The following is a 16,304-nucleotide window of genomic DNA, read 5'->3' as shown; positions in this document are numbered from 1 at the left end:
TGATCAATCTTGATTTAGAAAGTCTTTAATAGATAAAACACCAGTTTGGTTAGTCGCCCACTCGGCTACTTTTATTACACCCTCTGCGAAAACTTTTCGGTCGTGGGCTATATGCTGGATTTCGATAGACTCCAAAGAGGAATCATAACGTATGGAATGTGTTCCTGGAACTTCACCTTCTCTTTTCGAAACTATACCAAGTTGATGAGTGTCTTTCGAAGGTTCGTTAACCCAATTGCTCAGACGCTTGTTGTGGTCCAAAATGCCTTCAGCGAGAGTAATGGCTGTACCTGAAGGAGCATCTTTTTTGTGTACATGATGAATCTCTTCCATACTGACTTCATATCCTTCCAGCATAGCCATTTTTTTGGCGAGCCATTCATTTAGTTCGAAGAACAGGTTGACACCAATGCTGAAATTAGAAGCGTAAAGAAAGGTGCCGTTTTTCTCAGCACACAGAGTGGTAACGTCTTCATATTTCTCTAACCACCCAGTTGTTCCAGCGAGGGTTTTAACACCATTATTCAGCAGTGTGACAATGTTGGAATAGGCTGAGTCAGGCTGTGAAAACTCGATAGCAATATCGGTATTCTCCGGAGAGATATCATTGATCTCATCCTGGTTGTTTTGATCAATGATGAAGCTAATCTGATGTCCTCTTGATTTACCTATTGCTTCGATGGATTTTCCCATCTTTCCATATCCTATCAGTGCTATGCGCATTATTTCAATCTTAATGAAACAGAAACTCCTACAGCTTGCGAAAATAATGGAGTTGGCTGAATCGAAGGGGATACTTTCATGGAAAGGTTCTCATTGATGTCAAATTCGTGCAAATGGGCCGAAACGTGTGCATCTACTATGTTGAGCAAATAAAAGGCACCGGCAATAATAATGAGCATGTCCCTGTTTCTTCTGAACGCATCGCGGTTTCGTGTGAGTGCCTCCTGGCTAAACCTACCTGCGTATGGATTGATAGTCAGGTCATTGCCATCTGCCTCGGCGGTAAGTGCATTTTTAAACTCGTTGTAAATGCGATGATTGTACTCGATGTAGTGGCCAATGAGTAAGCCCCCTCCATACACAAGAGGAATTTTCCAGTACTGGTTATTGTAAGCTTGTCCCAAGCCTGGCAACACTGCGGATAATATGGCTGCCTTTTTTGGATCTAACTCCGAGTAAGTTTCGATGGTTTCGATATCCTCGCGGTTGAGGAAAATAGAGTCCGAACGAGTGATTTGGCCCTGACTGTAATAGGAGAGAGTCATTAATGCTAGGTAGCAAATGACTCTCAATGTCTTGTTAGACTTGAAGCAGTTCGAGAATTCGTTCCAACTCTTCAGCTGATACGAAAGGGATCTTGATTTCACCTTTATTGTTTTTATCTGCCTTGATCTTGATGCTAGTCCCAAAGTGCGACGTTAATTTTTTCTGCAAGTTAGTAATCTCGGGATTAACTTCTTCTTTTGCAGCTGGAGCTTCTTTCTTTTTACTGAGATCTCTTACCAGCTGCTCCACTTTTCTCACAGACAGACCTTCATTGATGATCTTCTTGAAGATATCAAGCTGCTGATCTACATTTTCTATGCTAATCAACGCTCTGGCGTGGCCCATGGAAAGTGTGTTGTCCCGAAGAGCAATCTGGATGTCTGGAGGGAGTTTTAACAGTCTTAGGTAATTGTTTACCGTTGTTCTGTTTTTGCCTACTCTGTCACCTAGCTGCTCTTGCTTTAGATCACATTCGGATAGTAAACGTTGGTAACTGAGCGCTATTTCAATAGCGTTGAGGTTTTCTCTCTGAATGTTTTCAATCAACGCCATCTCCAGCATCTGCTGGTCATCCGCAGTACGAATGTAAGCAGGAATCATCTCCAGTCCTGCGCGCTTACTCGCCTGTAGTCTTCGCTCTCCTGAGATTAGTTGAAATTCATTTTCAGAAAGTGCCCTTACCGTAATTGGCTGAATGATGCCTTGTACCCGAATTGATTCAGCCAGTTCTTCAAGTGCTTCTTCATTGAAGTCTGTTCTTGGCTGAAATGGGTTCACCTCAATCGCCTCTACGGGTATTTCGTTTATAGCACCTCTTATGGTAGCGCCAGATCCGCTTATTTCTTTCTTCTCGTCTGAATCTTCCAGAAGTGCGCCAAGCCCTCTACCTAATCCAGTCTTCTTTTTCCACTTCTTGTCTGCCATCTGCTAAATGCTATGCGGTTACTTCGTTTCGTTGCATGATCTCACGCGCCAGGTTGAGATAAGCAAGTGAACCTTTGCTCTCAGCATCATGTGAGATGGCTGGCACGCCAAAGCTTGGGGATTCACTGAGCTTGATATTTCTTGGAATCAACGTATCAAATACCATTGATTTGAAGTGTGTTTTCACTTCTTCTACTACCTGATTGGATAGATTTAGACGGAGATCATACATAGTCAGCAAAATGCCCTCAATTTCTAAATCTGGGTTCAAGCGGTTTTGGATGATCTTGATGGTGTTGAGCAGTTTGCCCAAACCTTCCAATGCAAAGTATTCACATTGTACAGGTACAATCACTGAGTCAGCTGCAGTCAGTGCATTTACGGTGATCAACCCCAAAGATGGGGAGCAGTCAATGATGATGTAATCGTATTGATCCACCACTTTACCCAATGCCTGCTTCATCTTCTCCTCACGCTGAGCAATACTCACCATTTCCACTTCCGCACCTACCAGGTCTATGTGTGATGGTAATAGATCTAAGAATTTAATATCGGTTTTCACGATGCTTTTTTCAGCATCCGCACCATCTACCATGCATTCGTAGATGCTTACTTCTACTTCTTTAGGGTTTTTTCCCACACCAGAAGTCGCATTGGCCTGTGGATCTGCATCCACTATCAACGTTTTTAGTTCCAGTGCAGCAAGACTTGCAGCGAGATTTATTGCAGTAGTTGTTTTACCAACACCACCTTTTTGATTTGCTATCGCAATGATTTTACCCATAGTATCGAAGAGTTTAGGATCTTTTCTAAAAATGAAAAGGACACAAATATATTTAACCTAAAGACAAGATAAAGACAAGCATGGAAAGAATTGATGTCTTGAAGATTAAGCTATCATCTACAGTCTTAATAATCAGGTAATTAACATTTCAATTGTGTATAAATCGTTGATTACTTTCTCTTATGCTTGTCAATAGATCATTCCATGGAGGGAGACATGAAATACATCACAGTGAGCATGAAATTCTAATGGAAAAGGTAGTTGTCTTACGTGAAACAATCACTGGTTATCCCTGTTGAACATGATAAAGAGTTCATTATGAAATCTTTAGCTTATATATTTTTGGCCATTGGAATCATTTGCATCTTGGTGCTGGCATTTGGTTGGTATCAGGGAGGTGTAAGAGGGGACCAGTTGGAATGGATCGTAAACGGTCCACCAATTATAGGCTCTTTTGCAATTGGAGCTGGTCTGGCCCTTTTAGTTGCTTCACGCAAAAAGTAGTTGAAGTCTTCACGACGTTTTTCGTTTTGCTGATGGTAAGCTGATCGTCAGTGTAGTGCCCAGGTTTTTTCCCTGGCTTGATGCTGAGATGTGGCCGTGGTGCATTTCTACAATGCGCTTGGTCAGGTAAAGTCCCAAACCAGTGCTTTTTTCGTTTTCCGTACCTAACCTACCATGTCTGGTAAATCGGTCGAATATTTTTTCTTCCGTTCCTGGCTCAAGTCCTATACCCGAATCTTTGACATAAATACTCGTTTGGTCATCCGATACAGAAGCTCCAATTCTGATTTCACTATCTTTTGGAGTGAATTTGATAGCATTATTGATCAGATTTTCCAACACATGTTTGAAAGTGATTTCGTTGACAGAAACAATAATTCCTTCAGGCACTTCATTTATCCCTTTGATGCGCTTGCGGTTCATCCGAACCTGTGACTCTTCCAGCAGCTCCTCCACAAACTCTCTTAGATTCACTTCGCTTAGATCTTCTTCCTGCAATTCCAGTGTGTCCAGTCTCAACATGGTAAGCACTGATTGGAGCATTTCCATGAGACTCTCTCCGGATTTCACGATTTGTTTGGAAAGTAAGGCATGTTCTTCCTTGTCTTCTGGATCCATCACTTGAGCTACACCGATGATTTCTGCTACCGGGGTTCTCAGATCATGAGAAAGGAGGGACGTAATGTCTCTCTGAGTGGAGAGCATGTTCTCTATTTTGACTATTGTGTTTTGAACATTTCGCATCACAATCCCGGCTTCATCCTCAAACTCGGTGGGTATGTTGGGGATTTCTCCAGTGTCTGCATATCGTTCCAGAGATGTTTTGGTCTCCACCAATGGAGCCAATAAACTATTGAGTGTTAGTAAGGTGATGACTGTTGCCAGCAAAGTAAAAACCAACACGAGAAGAAAAATATTCAGAGCAGAGAAGTCTCCTCCCTGGTTGTAGAGAATGACACCTATTACTGCTAGCAAAGGGATATGTATACCTAAAAAGGCAACAAATAAGAATTTGAATGAATAACGCTTGAGAAAGGGCACTTTCGAGAGGTATCCATAGATTTTCATTGGACAAAGATTTGGTTGATGGTATTCAAAATAAGCAACAATAAAACTAATTAGAACCTGGATATCTACGAAACAAAAAACGCTCAGACCAGAGGCCTGAGCGTTCAGTGGGAATTATTTCTGCTAGAATTACTTCTTCTTTTTCTTCTTTTGTTCTTGAGCTTTCATTGCTTCATCGAGCCGCTGTTGGAACGATGATTTTTTCTTGTTGGCGTTCTTCTTTTTGTTCTCTTCCAGCTTTCTCAAAATCTTGTCCTCATCTATTACTCTTCGGAAGAGAGTAATCTGCCCAAATGAAACGATGTTGGAAACAAAATAGTAAAACGTCAATCCAGCAGAGTAACTGTTTAGGAAGAACAAGAACATGATTGGCATCACATATTGGATGGATTTCATTGGCCCTTGTACCGTAGTTACCTGGCTGTTTGACCATGTGTATAATATGGTAGAAGCGGTCATTAGTAGAGTGAACAGACTCACATGATCCCCATAAAATGGAATGGTGAACGGTAAGTTTAAAATACTATCATAGGTAGATAGATCATGTGCCCACAAGAAGCTTTCTTGTCTCAACTCGATGGAGTTAGGGAAGAAGTAGAACATCGCAAAAAGAATCGGCATTTGTAGCACCATCGGGATACACCCACTTAGAGGATTGATTCCCACTTTCTGGTAAAGTGCCATTTGCTCTTGCTGCGCCTTCTGCATGTCTCCATCATGCTTGGCTTTGATTTCATCCAGCTCAGGCTTCAATACGCGCATCTTCGCCATCCCGATGTGTGACTTGTAAGTCAATGGAGACAGAACCAGTCGTACGATAAAGACCATGATGATAATGATGATCCCATAGTTACCGATGTATTGCTCCAGGAAGTGGAAGATCGGTATGATGGCAAACTTGTTGATCCATCGGAGGATACTCCAGCCGAGCTCTACGTTTTCAGAGAAGTCCGGCGCCACATCTTTCAAGATGCTGTAGTTATTCGGTCCGTAATAGAACTTAAAGTTGGTCTGATTACCAATGAAATCACCATAGGGCATGGTCATGGACATCTCCACGTTTTTTACTGCATTGGTGTCTGCCTGGTTAATGTAGCTACTTACATAACCACCAGTAAAGGGCTTTTCAGCGATAATGGCTGAAGTGAAAAACTTTTGTCTGAACGAGACCCATGAAGTGGCTAGTTCCAAACTCTCTTCCTCTTTTTCAGCAGATGTACCCGACAATTCGTCTACATCCCCATCAGTAAATCGGTACTTCACTGTGGATCGGTTACGCGCATCTTTGAAGTCTTTCTCCAGTCGGTTCATCCGTTGATTCCAGGCAAATTGAACTTTCTGTCCTATCAAGGACTCCAACCCACTTTGTCTGACCGTCATTCCAATTTCATATCCTTCACCTGGTATGGTGTAAGTGTAAGTGATGGATTGACCTTCTGGCAGGCTCACTGTGTAAACCAAAGTGGCAGTATCTCCACTTTGAAGCTTTTGGCCTGAGCCTTTGGTCTCATAGTACAAGTTTGACAAATCAATAGATCGGGACAAATGCTCTACATAGATGTGCTGAGCTGCATGCTGGTCGTCAATCAGTACCAGCGGATCTCCCTTGAAGTCTACAAAGTCCTTCAATACGATTTTCTGTACTGTACCACCTTTGGATGAAAAGGAAACAATCATTTGCTCGTTTTCGAAAGTGGTGATTTGTTCAGTTCCTACAGATGCAGGGGAGAACATACCGAATTTCATTTCATTCAGTTTGGCTCGTGCACTATCTGATAGGGTGGTAGTCGGCGTAGAGCTGACTTCTGCATCTTTGTTTTGGACGATTACAGAGTCAGCAGTAATCTCTGCCACGTCTGTTGGCTCTGCTTCTGGTGCAAAAAATTGAAAATAGATGGTGATAAACACCAACATCAAAATCAAACCAATTAATTGATTTCTATCCATTATTCTTCTTATCTCTTACTTATTAATTGCTTTCTTTTTCTCTTCGGTAATTGATCGCGGCTTTCACGAATTTCACAAAAAGTGGGTGAGGATTCACCACTGTTGATTTGAGTTCTGGGTGATACTGAGACCCAACAAACCAAGGATGATCTGGGATTTCCATGATTTCTACCAATCCCGTATCTGGGTTAGTACCCGATGCAATCATACCTGCTTTTTCGTATTGTTCCAGGTATTGGTTGTTGAACTCGTATCGGTGACGGTGCCTTTCGGATATCTTGGCATGACCATATACGTTGTAGGCCTTTGTCCCTTTTTTCACGTTACAGTCATAGGCGCCAAGACGCATGGTACCGCCCATGTTTTTAATATTCTTCTGATCCTCCATGATATCAATCACAGGGTGTTTGGTTTTAGGATCCATCTCTGTACTGTTTGCTTTCTTAAGCGTTAGTACATTTCTGGCGAATTCTATTACAGCTACTTGCATTCCCAGGCAAATTCCGAAGAATGGGACCTTGTTTTCACGAGCATATTTTACGGTAACTATCTTACCCTCAATGCCTCGCTCGCCAAATCCTGGAGCCACTAAAATTCCGTCAAGTTCCTTAAATAATTTATCTGCATTACTCTCCTCCACTTCTTCTGCATGGATCCAATCCAGCACCACGTTGCATTCATTCACAGCACCAGCGTGAACAAACGCTTCAGCTATTGACTTGTAGGCATCTTTTAGCTCCACGTATTTACCTACCAAGCCAATCTTCACCTGGCTGGTTGGGTTTTTTAATCGGCCTAGAAATTCCTTCCAGGCATCAATTTTCGGCTCTCTTTTGTAGGATTGCTTGAACTTAGCCAATACCCGCTCGTCAAGCTTCTCCTTACGCATGAGGATTGGTACGTCGTAGATGGTTTCTGCATCAAGGGATTCAATTACCGAGTTGATCGGTACGTTGCAGAACAATGCTAGCTTTTTTCTAATTTCAGTAGTCAATGGATATTCTGACCGACATACCAAGATGTCTGGCTGAATTCCAGCTTCCAAAAGTTCTTTGACGGAGTGCTGAGTAGGCTTGGTTTTGAGTTCACCAGCAGTCTTCAGGTAAGGAACCAAAGTCAGGTGAATTGATATGCAATTAGAAGGTCCAAGTTCCAGTCGAGCCTGACGAACAGCCTCTATAAAGGGAAGGGATTCGATATCACCGACACAGCCACCAAGTTCTGTAATCACTATATCGAATTTACCAGTCTCACCCAGCTTGTAGATATTGTTCTTGATCTCATCGGTAATGTGTGGAACTACTTGAACAGTTTTTCCTAAAAACTCGCCCTCACGCTCCTTCTGGATAACATTGTAGTAGATTCTTCCAGTGGTAACATTGTTGTCCTGGCTGGTAGGAATGCCTAGAAATCGTTCATAATGTCCAAGGTCAAGGTCTGTCTCTGCTCCATCATCAGTAACGTAGCACTCCCCATGTTCATATGGGTTAAGCGTACCCGGATCTATGTTGATATATGGGTCGAATTTTTGGATGGTTACGGAATAACCTCTAGCCTGAAGGAGTTTACCAAGTGAAGCCGAAATGATGCCTTTTCCCAGCGAAGAAGTTACGCCGCCCGTAACGAAGATGTATTTTACTTTGGACATTAAGTATGTGTTGTTCTGTTCGTATTGTTACGGGATGCAAAGATAGAGTATTCCTCTAAATATGAATGATCTATCTATTTATTATTGAAAGGAATTCTGTAAATGACTGAGGCCCCGAAAAATCCGATTGGATCCATTTCAAATTGTTCGCCGGGCAGGCTTACAGGTATGGAGTAAGTATAGTTAAAAATGAAGTTGAAAGACTTGGTAGACAGATAAAGTGGGAGGGAAAAGCTGTAATTCATGATGCCATATTGGTTTTCCGTGGTGGAGAGTAGGTCATTTACATACCCATAAACATCTGGGTTTGAAAAGTAGAGTAGGGTGAGACGTTCTCTGCGCTCGCGCCTACTGAGCGACCTGTTTTCGATGATCTGCCGGCGCAGTGCTTTTTCTTCTTCTGTCAATACAGAGTTGACGTATTGTATGAATTCCCTGGAGTCCAGGTTGTCCCGGACATAGCTATCCGATCTTAGAGCATCGATCAAACTGCCATCATAGCGAGTAGTGATGTCCGCATTGCCGAAGATCATGGTGCCGCTGGGAAGTAATTTGATCGATTCAAAAATCCACCATTTGTGCAGGTCGATGATTCCAGTGACAGAACCAATTAACCGATGTGCCAACTCGTCACCGAAAAGCACGCTATAATCCAGAGAAGCATATCCTATCTTGCGAGAGTAGGTGATGGTGTTGCCCAGGACATTGTTGAGTGGGTTTGAATGCTCTCCGTGATACCACCAACGCTCATACGAACTGCTAAAATTCCATCTCTGGTTGATCCTTCCCATATAACCAAGAGTAAATACCGAAAGGTTATAGCGAGGACTGATTCCGGAATTCCAAAATCCTGAATAATCAATGAAGGCACCTGAGGAATGGTAAAATGATAAGCCAGGGCTTACATTCTGTTGATTGAAGTCATAGTTTCGTCCGGCACTGGTCAGATTGCTATTGTAACTGGTGCGGATATTCAGCTCTGAGTACCTGGGCATTGACAGGTTATTCATCATGCTGTCGAGCAGAAAGAAGATAGAAAGAGAGTCCATCTCCGCTTCCAATTGAGCAAATTGCTCTTCAAAGCTTAAGCTGTCGGCTTGCTGTCCATAGCTAAATGAATCGATCAGCAAAAACAGAATCAAGGAAAATAAATATTTCAAAATCAGGTAGTTGGTAGGTGTTAATTCTTCCTTTGTTGCATGTTTTCGTTGTTTCTCTGACGCTGATTCTGCATGTCCTGGCGCTGTTGCTGCTGCTGTCTGATTCGCTTGATAAGCATCTGCTTGAAATCATCTTCGGCTTTTCTCAGACTCATAAGCTGTCTGGTAGTAATGACATTCTGCATTCTATTGGTATAAGTCTTATCCAGATCCAATTGGCGTTCGCGTAGCTTCAATCCCTTATCAAGCATTTGCTTGTTTTCGAGATCTGACGCTTTTTGTGGGTCATAACCTTGTTTCAACTCCTGAAACTCCCTCCTGATGTTTTGCTGTTCCTGAGCATACTGTCTATAAATGGGCCAAAACTTCTCCGCCTGCTCTGGAGTAAGTTCGAGTCGTTCTGTGATGAGTGCGATTTTTGCTGCTTCCAGCTTATCCATAGCGTCCACTTGAGCCATTGCTAGAGATGACGCCAGTATGGCGAGGGTATACAATAAAGTCTTCATGGCTATATGTCTAGTTCATTTAAGTCAAATGTGTTCATTAGTTCGTTGAGGTTTTCGTCGGATAGATTGATTTCATCAAGATCAGACATGTCCTCCAATGTGCCCTCAGGAGTAATGGAGAGTAGTTCTTGCTCTGTAAGCTCTGCATACTCTAGATAGTTGAGTATCTCATCTGTTGATAACTCAGCGATAAGTTCTGAACTGGTTGGAGTGGAGTAGCTATAGTTTAACCAGTACGCACCAACAAAAATAATGGCGATTATAACAGGAGCAACGGCCCACTTCCACTGTAAATAAAAAGTAGCTGACGACCTACTACTCACTCTACTTTGAATTTTCTGAGTGAGATCATCAAAATAGCCATCCTCCACTGTAAAAGGGTGATTTATTTTGTCAATATCGTCAAGTCTGCGTTTCATCTATTCATTTAGATTGTTCTGATTCAGAATGGTTTAATCCAATCTCAAATAATTCTCAATTTTTTTTACAGCATGGTGATAGCTTGCTTTTAATGCTCCAACACTCGTGTTGGTAATGTCAGCAATTTCTTCAAACTTCATTTCATCAAAATACTTGAGGTTAAACACCAGACGTTGCTTATCAGGTAGTGTCAGCAAAGCTTTCTGTAGTTTCAACTCTATGGCATCACCTGATATCCCATCGCTAGTAGCTAGCTGCCCTTCCAACACTTCCTGGTAACTATTGGCAGAGAAAACACTCCACCGTTTCTTTTTCTTGAGGAAATTTAATGATTCGTTGGTTGCGATGCGGTATAGCCAGGTGTATAAGCTCGAATCTCCTCTGAATTTGTCCAGGCTATTCCAGGCTTTGATGAAGGTGTTTTGTGTGAGGTCATCCGCATCCTCATGTATGATGACCATTTTGCGTATATGCCAATACACTCGCTGCTGATAGGTATTTAACATCAGGTTGAACCCGTAATGACGAGTGTCAGGATCTTGTAGTTTGGCTATGATCTGTGAATCTTCCAAGTTAAAGGCGATACGCTCATTAGATGACTACTTGGTTAAAAGGTTTAATCAATGATGGAATTTTTTTATTTTGCAGAACAGAAAACTTCTTTGTGTTGTTACATTTAATGTAGTTGTAAATAATTTTGATTAACTGAATGGGTATCTCTGAAGACATTAAGCAATCACATTTCAAGAGTGAATTTAATAAAGCTCTGATTAATATTATCTATACCAATAGCTGGCTCAATCAAACGCAAATTGGGTTTTTCAAAAAGTTTGATGTTACCACTCCGCAATACAACATATTAAGAATACTAAGAGGGCAATACCCAAATCCAGCAACAGTGAATTTGCTCATCGAGCGTATGCTTGATAAGAGTTCCAATGCTTCCAGGATTGTAGATAAGCTAGAGAAGAAAGGTCTGGTAGAACGAAAGCAGTGCTCTCAAGACCGTAGGGCGGTGGATGTTTTAATCACACAAAAAGGACTGGACTTACTCTCAGAAATAGATGGCCAAATGGGAGAGTGGGAAAATCTAATGCAAAACCTTTCGGAAGATGAATGTGCTACACTCAACAATCTGTTGGATAAGCTGAGAGTAGCACCTGAAGCAACTGATCAGGAAGATTAAATCTCCCGGATCATTTCCATAAATCCAGCAATCTTACCTTTTGGTCTTACGACTAACAGTGGAATATCTGAATCTACCTGAATCAATTTTTCTGCCTTACTACCAATAAACAACGAAGCTGCAGCTGTACGGCCTTTGGCTCCAATAACGATGAGATCCGCATTGATTTTTTTACCTGTTTTATAGATGTCGGTGATGATATCATCGTCTTTGTCTAGCGTGTAAGTTTGCTCTGTATTTACACCTTTTAAGTCAACCGTTTTAGTGAATTTCTCATAGTCACTTTTGGCGTGCTGCTTCATGATCTCCGAGAATTCCTTGAATGACTTTCCTGTATAGTGGTAACCAACCGGAACCTGATAGACATTCTGGATGAACATCTTAGCAGATTCATTTTTCGACTTTTTAATGAGTGTAGTGGCCTTTTCCAATGCCTTTTTGGAATAATCAGAAAAGTCTGTAGGGACGAGTACGTTACCTATTTTGAAATCTGATCCTTTAGGAATGATTAACAAAGAGCAGGCAATTCTGCGCGCAATTCTGCTAATCACGACACCTCCACCTTTGCTTTCATTTTTTCTACCCAGCACTATCAGGTCGATTTTCTCATTGCCAGCATATTTCAGCAAAGTCTTCGTCACCTGACCTTCATCCACTATCACGTTTACAATGATCTCCGCATTGCTGTAATCAAAGTACTTATCAATAGTGGTTTGAAGTTCCTTTTGTCGCTCGGAAATGGCTCTATCCAGCAAATCTGGAAACTCCTTTTTCACCTGCTCAGGCAGGTTCATCTCTCGAAGCACATTGACAAAATAGACAACTTTGGATCCCGAAAGTTTGCATACATCTGAAGCTGCCTTTATCAGGTTTTTATCAACTTCAGTGTTATCAAGTCCTACAAGGATTTTACTGTATTTATACATGGTTATTTAACGAGTAAAGCGATTTGTTTGCAAAGCTATAATGAAAACAAGATACCATTTTTTAAAACTTGAATAAATATTCAGAAGAATCTTCAGGTATTAGTAAATCTTCTTTTCGAATCTCTTGAATTCACATCAATATACTGCGCTAAACAAATTTTTGTTTCGTCAAAATGAATCGATCAAATCACAAATTAGTTCCACTTGCTCTTTAGAATGAACCGGGAAATTGGCAATACGAATATGGCTGTCTTTGTAGCTGCCATATCCTTTCCCAATAACGAATCCTTTCGCTGCTAGTGCTTTGAGTATGGCAGCATTTCCTCCTTCACAATTAGCTACAATTACCGTTTTGGATCGGGTCGTTTTTTGATCGATAAAGGGATTAAATTTAGGGCTCCTTTCCAGCGCTTGATACAGAATAGTTGCTTTGTAGATGGTGTCATTCTGGATCATCTTTGCTCCCCTAAAGAGCATGTCTTCACATACTTTTCCCAGTAAATAGATACCCAGAATGTTTGGCGTTTCTGGTGTTTGGTTTTTATCTCCATTAGACTTCAAATCACTGAGGTCGTGGTAGCTTCCCGTAACAACTCCGGCTTTTTTTACTTCTTCATACTTCTGAAAACAACGCTCATTTACAACCCAAACACCAAGACCTGCAGGCAGTCCAAAGCACTTCTGTACTGAGAAATAAGCAGTATCCACCAGGTTTAGGTCAAGCCCTACTGCCGGGAAGGCACTCACTCCATCCAAGGCAATGAGCTTATCGGGATGTGCTTCTCGGAGTTGCTTTAGTTTGTTTTGGTCAAAGCCAAAGCCAATACTCGTTTCATTTAGTGTTACTGAAATCAACTCAGTACCCTCTGGAATACTGAGATCTTCAAAATCCTGACCATCCGCCACTGTTGTGTGAGTAGAGGACTTTTGATAACTCTGAGCAAACTGATAGAATTTCTTTGCAAAGGAGCCATTGATGAAATGGTGCGAAGACTCAATGACCAGGTTTTGAATAATGCGCTCCCAGATTTCATTTGCTGACGAAGTAAAATAGATATCATATCCGTCCGGTACATTAAGCAGCGTTTTTAATGAGGATCTCGTTTGCCCGAAGATTTTCTGAAATGCTGCTCCACGGTGTGAGATGCACATTACGTCTTCCTTAACTGCACTTTTGAGGTGGTCAGGTACTGTGTAATAGATTTGGGAGGGACCTGGTGTGAAATATATCTGGTGTTTCATCTGGTTTATTGATACGCTAATTTTAAGTTTGTAAAATCGTTCGGAACATTGTTTTTAACCTAACACTAAAACAATACCGAGTCAAGTGGGATGGCAAAATTGGGCCTCACCTCGATACGTCGGGGCCTCGTATCAGCTTGCTGATTCAGGATAACAGTGGATCTTTGACCCATCTTCACAGCTCAAATCCTATTAATTATGGGGTTAAAATCACTCTGAACGGTATTAAAAGCTTTCGGACACCGAAAGCTTTTTTTATGCTCTGGTCTCCATCCATTTGAAGGTACGGTTGACAATCTTGAGCGCGAGTTTGATTTTCTTCACACTGATCATGTCATGAGACTCATCATACATGGTGACACCATCTGCAAAAAGTACTACTTGTGGGAATTCGTGTTGGATACCAGCTAGTTCTGCTATCTCGAGCGATACGTCTCTATCCTTGATGTCGTCAACGATGTAGACATCAACAATCTCTTTGGAAATATTCCAATTATTCTCCAGCTCGATTTTCTTCTCAATACTGTCTGGTGATGAAGCCCTATGCTTAAAGACTAAAGCAGGTTTGGTCTTAGATCCCTGAATCACTTGTTCGAGGGCATCAAGACTTCCGATGGATTTCCAAAACGGTGATTGACTCATTGGCGACTACTAACTATACTTCTTCAAGATACGTTTTTCAACGCTTACTACGGATAGATTTTTCAATTTAAATAATAATTGACATCCAAACTAATACAATACTCTGAATCTAATAGTTTCTTTTATGTTTTTTAGATTTTTAATGACCTCCTCATCGTAGTTTTTGTTGATGTCAGTGATCACATATCCGATCTCCTCATTCGTTTTCAGGTATTGCCCAACAATATTCAGGTTATGATTTGCCAGGATATGGTTGATCTTAGCCAGGATTCCTGGCTCATTTTTGTGAATATGAATGAAACGATGCGCATCCTTGAGAGTAGGTAGTACGATATTAGGAAAGTTCACGCTGTTGTTGGTAGATCCGGTATTGATGTATTCCATGATTTTGCCAGGCACAAAATCGGCAATATTCTCCTGAGCTTCCAGTGTGCTTCCTCCAATATGTGGTGTGAGTATCGTGTTCGGCAGGCCTCTGAGCTCTGAAGTAAACTCTTCATCATTGCTTTTAGGCTCTTCAGGATATACATCCACACCTACACCTCTGATCTTACCTGAGAGTACATATTTCTTCAGTGCTGCGATATCTACTACTGGACCTCTGGCCAGGTTCAGGAAAATTACCCCATCTTTCATTTTGGCAAAGTGCTCTTCCTTCATAAAGCCCGAATTGTCAGGTCGGCCATCAATATGAAGCGTGATCATGTCAGATGTTTCCAACAGATCATCAAGCGACTTGCATTGCACAGCATTGCCCAGAGCGAGTTTTTCTTCCAGATCGTAAAACTGCACTTTGATACCAATTGATTCAGCCACCACTGAAAGCTGAGCACCAATGTTGCCATAGCCAATGATTCCGAGGGTTTTACCTCTGACCTCAAAGCTTCCTTTTGCTGATTTATCCCAGCGGCCATTGTGCATGCCCATTGACTTGTCATGAATGTTTCTCATCAGTAGGATGATCTCAGCAATGGCCAGCTCTACTACAGAGCGCGTATTAGAAAAAGGAGCGTTGAATACGGCTACACCTTTTCGCTGGCATTCAACCAGGTCTATTTGATTGGTACCAATACAAAATGCACCTACCGCCAGCAGACGGTTTGCATTGTCCAACACTTTCTTGGTAATCTGTGTTTTGGATCGAATACCGATGATGGATACATCCTTAATGGCCTCACACAACTCATCTTCATCCATTCCAGCTGGATGAACTTTTACATTATAGCCTTCTTCTTGTAGTTTTCTTACCCCATGCTCGTGGATATTTTCAAGCAACAGCACGTTGATTCGGCTTTTAGGGTAGGAGAGTGCTCTTTCCATTTTATTCAAATAAAGTACTTCGTCTAAGTTTGGTGCTTCATGATCGGCATTTTCCAATACATTCTGCCTCCGTACGTTTTCAGTAAAAGCATAGAATTTATGAGCAATTCCTGCTTTTTTGATTTCATAATCAGTGTAGCCATCACCCAGTACATACACTTCTCCCTTTAGGTTCAGAGATTTGATTTTATTGGGCTTACCATTGTTTTCAGAAAGCATGTTGTCTTTATTGAATCCAACAATGTTCCCTGCATCATCATAAACAAACTCATTGGCAAATACCCGATCCTCGGTGATACCAAAATGTTCTACAATTGGTACGATGAAATCTTTAAATCCATTCGATAGAATGTAGATTTGATCGGCATATTTCTTCACAAACTCACGGTTTCGCTGAAACGATTCTGAAACCTGATCGCTCAATCGGGCAATGAGTTCAGGAAGATGGGAACGGTGTGCTTTTAATATTTCCAAGCGCTGTTCCAGAGATTCACGAAAAGAGATCTTACCCTCCATTCCCAAATCCGTAATGTCCTTTATCTTCTGTAGTGATTCTGTCGCATCGGGCTGTCCCCGAAGAGAGATTTCGCAGAGAACATCCAACGCCTCAACTCTCGTGAAAGTACTATCAAAATCAATTACGAAATGTTTCTGATTTTCCATAAGTTCGCTATCTCTGAAAGGCCCCAAAATTAAGTAGCTTGATGGCATATAAAACAATCATTTTCACATTATTACTCTTTTTTTTTCAAAAGGTA

At 41.5% G+C, this 16,304-nt stretch carries 17 protein-coding genes; 2 read left to right on the top strand and 15 right to left on the bottom strand.

From position 1 onward, the window contains the following. Positions 1-3: 3 nt before the first annotated feature. The 4 genes from dapB to ACO067_RS00420 are packed head-to-tail and all read right to left on the bottom strand — an operon-like array spanning position 4 to position 2,977. On the bottom strand, positions 4-723 hold the full coding sequence (gene dapB / locus ACO067_RS00435) for a 4-hydroxy-tetrahydrodipicolinate reductase (protein WP_421869119.1): 720 nt from the start codon (positions 721-723) through the stop codon (positions 4-6). Further along, complete coding sequence (locus ACO067_RS00430) at positions 723-1,268, bottom strand: DUF5683 domain-containing protein (protein WP_421869116.1); 546 nt, start codon at positions 1,266-1,268, stop codon at positions 723-725. The genes dapB and ACO067_RS00430 overlap by 1 nt, the downstream gene beginning before the upstream one ends. A 34-nt stretch (positions 1,269-1,302) precedes the next feature. After that, positions 1,303-2,193: a ParB/RepB/Spo0J family partition protein gene (locus ACO067_RS00425; protein WP_421869113.1), complete on the bottom strand. Its 891-nt coding sequence runs from the start codon at positions 2,191-2,193 to the stop codon at positions 1,303-1,305. A 10-nt stretch (positions 2,194-2,203) separates the two neighbouring features. After that, positions 2,204-2,977: a ParA family protein gene (locus tag ACO067_RS00420; protein ID WP_421869110.1), complete on the bottom strand. Its 774-nt coding sequence runs from the start codon at positions 2,975-2,977 to the stop codon at positions 2,204-2,206. A 318-nt stretch (positions 2,978-3,295) separates the two neighbouring features. Between ACO067_RS00420 and ACO067_RS00415 the strand changes: the two genes are divergently transcribed. Next, positions 3,296-3,481 (top strand): hypothetical protein, encoded by a 186-nt coding sequence (locus tag ACO067_RS00415; protein WP_421869107.1) that lies wholly within the window; start codon positions 3,296-3,298, stop codon positions 3,479-3,481. A 9-nt stretch (positions 3,482-3,490) separates the two neighbouring features. Here the strand turns inward: ACO067_RS00415 and ACO067_RS00410 are convergent, their stop codons facing one another. The 7 genes from ACO067_RS00410 to ACO067_RS00380 form a co-directional block, all read right to left on the bottom strand. Further along, entirely contained in the window at positions 3,491-4,549 is a 1,059-nt protein-coding gene (locus ACO067_RS00410; RefSeq protein WP_421869104.1) for a sensor histidine kinase, read from the bottom strand. A gap of 129 nt (positions 4,550-4,678) precedes the next feature. Further along, on the bottom strand, positions 4,679-6,496 hold the full coding sequence (yidC, locus tag ACO067_RS00405) for a membrane protein insertase YidC (protein WP_421869101.1): 1,818 nt from the start codon (positions 6,494-6,496) through the stop codon (positions 4,679-4,681). A 22-nt stretch (positions 6,497-6,518) separates the two neighbouring features. Further along, positions 6,519-8,144, bottom strand: coding sequence for a CTP synthase (locus ACO067_RS00400; protein ID WP_421869098.1), 1,626 nt, complete (start codon positions 8,142-8,144; stop codon positions 6,519-6,521). 74 nt (positions 8,145-8,218) lie between these two features. Further along, the gene (locus ACO067_RS00395; RefSeq protein ID WP_421869095.1) at positions 8,219-9,304 is read right to left on the bottom strand and encodes a hypothetical protein; all 1,086 of its coding nucleotides are present in this window, start codon (positions 9,302-9,304) and stop codon (positions 8,219-8,221) included. Positions 9,305-9,324: 20 nt separating this feature from the next. Then, complete coding sequence (locus ACO067_RS00390; RefSeq protein ID WP_421869092.1) at positions 9,325-9,810, bottom strand: hypothetical protein; 486 nt, start codon at positions 9,808-9,810, stop codon at positions 9,325-9,327. A gap of 2 nt (positions 9,811-9,812) precedes the next feature. Continuing rightward, positions 9,813-10,229: a hypothetical protein gene (locus ACO067_RS00385; protein ID WP_421869084.1), complete on the bottom strand. Its 417-nt coding sequence runs from the start codon at positions 10,227-10,229 to the stop codon at positions 9,813-9,815. Positions 10,230-10,262: 33 nt separating this feature from the next. Continuing rightward, positions 10,263-10,802, bottom strand: a complete 540-nt coding sequence (locus ACO067_RS00380; protein ID WP_421869081.1) for an RNA polymerase sigma factor — start codon at positions 10,800-10,802, stop codon at positions 10,263-10,265. Between the two features lie 137 nt (positions 10,803-10,939). On the opposite strand from ACO067_RS00380, the gene ACO067_RS00375 reads away from it, so the two are divergent. Further along, positions 10,940-11,416: a MarR family winged helix-turn-helix transcriptional regulator gene (locus ACO067_RS00375; RefSeq protein ID WP_421869078.1), complete on the top strand. Its 477-nt coding sequence runs from the start codon at positions 10,940-10,942 to the stop codon at positions 11,414-11,416. On the opposite strand, the gene ACO067_RS00370 is transcribed toward ACO067_RS00375, so the two are convergent. The 4 genes from ACO067_RS00370 to serA form a co-directional block, all read right to left on the bottom strand. Further along, entirely contained in the window at positions 11,413-12,342 is a 930-nt protein-coding gene (locus ACO067_RS00370; RefSeq protein WP_421869075.1) for a universal stress protein, read from the bottom strand. The two genes, ACO067_RS00375 and ACO067_RS00370, sit on opposite strands and share 4 nt — an antisense overlap. Before the next feature lie 168 nt (positions 12,343-12,510). Continuing rightward, positions 12,511-13,584, bottom strand: coding sequence for an aminotransferase class V-fold PLP-dependent enzyme (locus tag ACO067_RS00365; protein ID WP_421869072.1), 1,074 nt, complete (start codon positions 13,582-13,584; stop codon positions 12,511-12,513). Between the two features lie 255 nt (positions 13,585-13,839). Beyond that, a complete protein-coding gene (locus ACO067_RS00360) occupies positions 13,840-14,226 on the bottom strand; it encodes a monothiol bacilliredoxin BrxC family protein (protein WP_421869069.1) in 387 nt (128 codons plus the stop codon). Positions 14,227-14,316: 90 nt separating this feature from the next. Further along, positions 14,317-16,209 carry a phosphoglycerate dehydrogenase gene (serA, locus tag ACO067_RS00355; RefSeq protein ID WP_421869066.1) on the bottom strand — a complete coding sequence of 631 codons (1,893 nt, stop codon included), beginning with the start codon at positions 16,207-16,209 and terminating at the stop codon, positions 14,317-14,319. Between the last annotated feature and the right edge of the window lie 95 nt (positions 16,210-16,304).

Origin of the sequence: Marinoscillum sp. (genome assembly GCF_965229915.1) — a bacterium.
Lineage (GTDB): Bacteria > Bacteroidota > Bacteroidia > Cytophagales > Cyclobacteriaceae > Marinoscillum.
The sequence above is the reverse complement of the archived record's forward strand: the minus strand, read 5'-3'. Positions and strand labels throughout refer to the sequence as shown.

Coding starts and splice junctions, on each gene's coding strand:
- ACO067_RS00415 (WP_421869107.1), top strand. CDS start 3,296: ATGAAATCTTTAGCTTATATATTTTTGGCCATTGGAATCATTTGCATC.
- ACO067_RS00430 (WP_421869116.1), bottom strand. CDS start 1,268: ATGACTCTCTCCTATTACAGTCAGGGCCAAATCACTCGTTCGGACTCT.
- ACO067_RS00360 (WP_421869069.1), bottom strand. CDS start 14,226: ATGAGTCAATCACCGTTTTGGAAATCCATCGGAAGTCTTGATGCCCTC.
- dapB (WP_421869119.1), bottom strand. CDS start 723: ATGCGCATAGCACTGATAGGATATGGAAAGATGGGAAAATCCATCGAA.
- ACO067_RS00410 (WP_421869104.1), bottom strand. CDS start 4,549: ATGAAAATCTATGGATACCTCTCGAAAGTGCCCTTTCTCAAGCGTTAT.
- ACO067_RS00370 (WP_421869075.1), bottom strand. CDS start 12,342: ATGTATAAATACAGTAAAATCCTTGTAGGACTTGATAACACTGAAGTT.
- ACO067_RS00420 (WP_421869110.1), bottom strand. CDS start 2,977: ATGGGTAAAATCATTGCGATAGCAAATCAAAAAGGTGGTGTTGGTAAA.
- yidC (WP_421869101.1), bottom strand. CDS start 6,496: ATGGATAGAAATCAATTAATTGGTTTGATTTTGATGTTGGTGTTTATC.
- ACO067_RS00425 (WP_421869113.1), bottom strand. CDS start 2,193: ATGGCAGACAAGAAGTGGAAAAAGAAGACTGGATTAGGTAGAGGGCTT.
- ACO067_RS00385 (WP_421869084.1), bottom strand. CDS start 10,229: ATGAAACGCAGACTTGACGATATTGACAAAATAAATCACCCTTTTACA.
- ACO067_RS00400 (WP_421869098.1), bottom strand. CDS start 8,144: ATGTCCAAAGTAAAATACATCTTCGTTACGGGCGGCGTAACTTCTTCG.
- ACO067_RS00375 (WP_421869078.1), top strand. CDS start 10,940: ATGGGTATCTCTGAAGACATTAAGCAATCACATTTCAAGAGTGAATTT.
- serA (WP_421869066.1), bottom strand. CDS start 16,209: ATGGAAAATCAGAAACATTTCGTAATTGATTTTGATAGTACTTTCACG.
- ACO067_RS00390 (WP_421869092.1), bottom strand. CDS start 9,810: ATGAAGACTTTATTGTATACCCTCGCCATACTGGCGTCATCTCTAGCA.
- ACO067_RS00365 (WP_421869072.1), bottom strand. CDS start 13,584: ATGAAACACCAGATATATTTCACACCAGGTCCCTCCCAAATCTATTAC.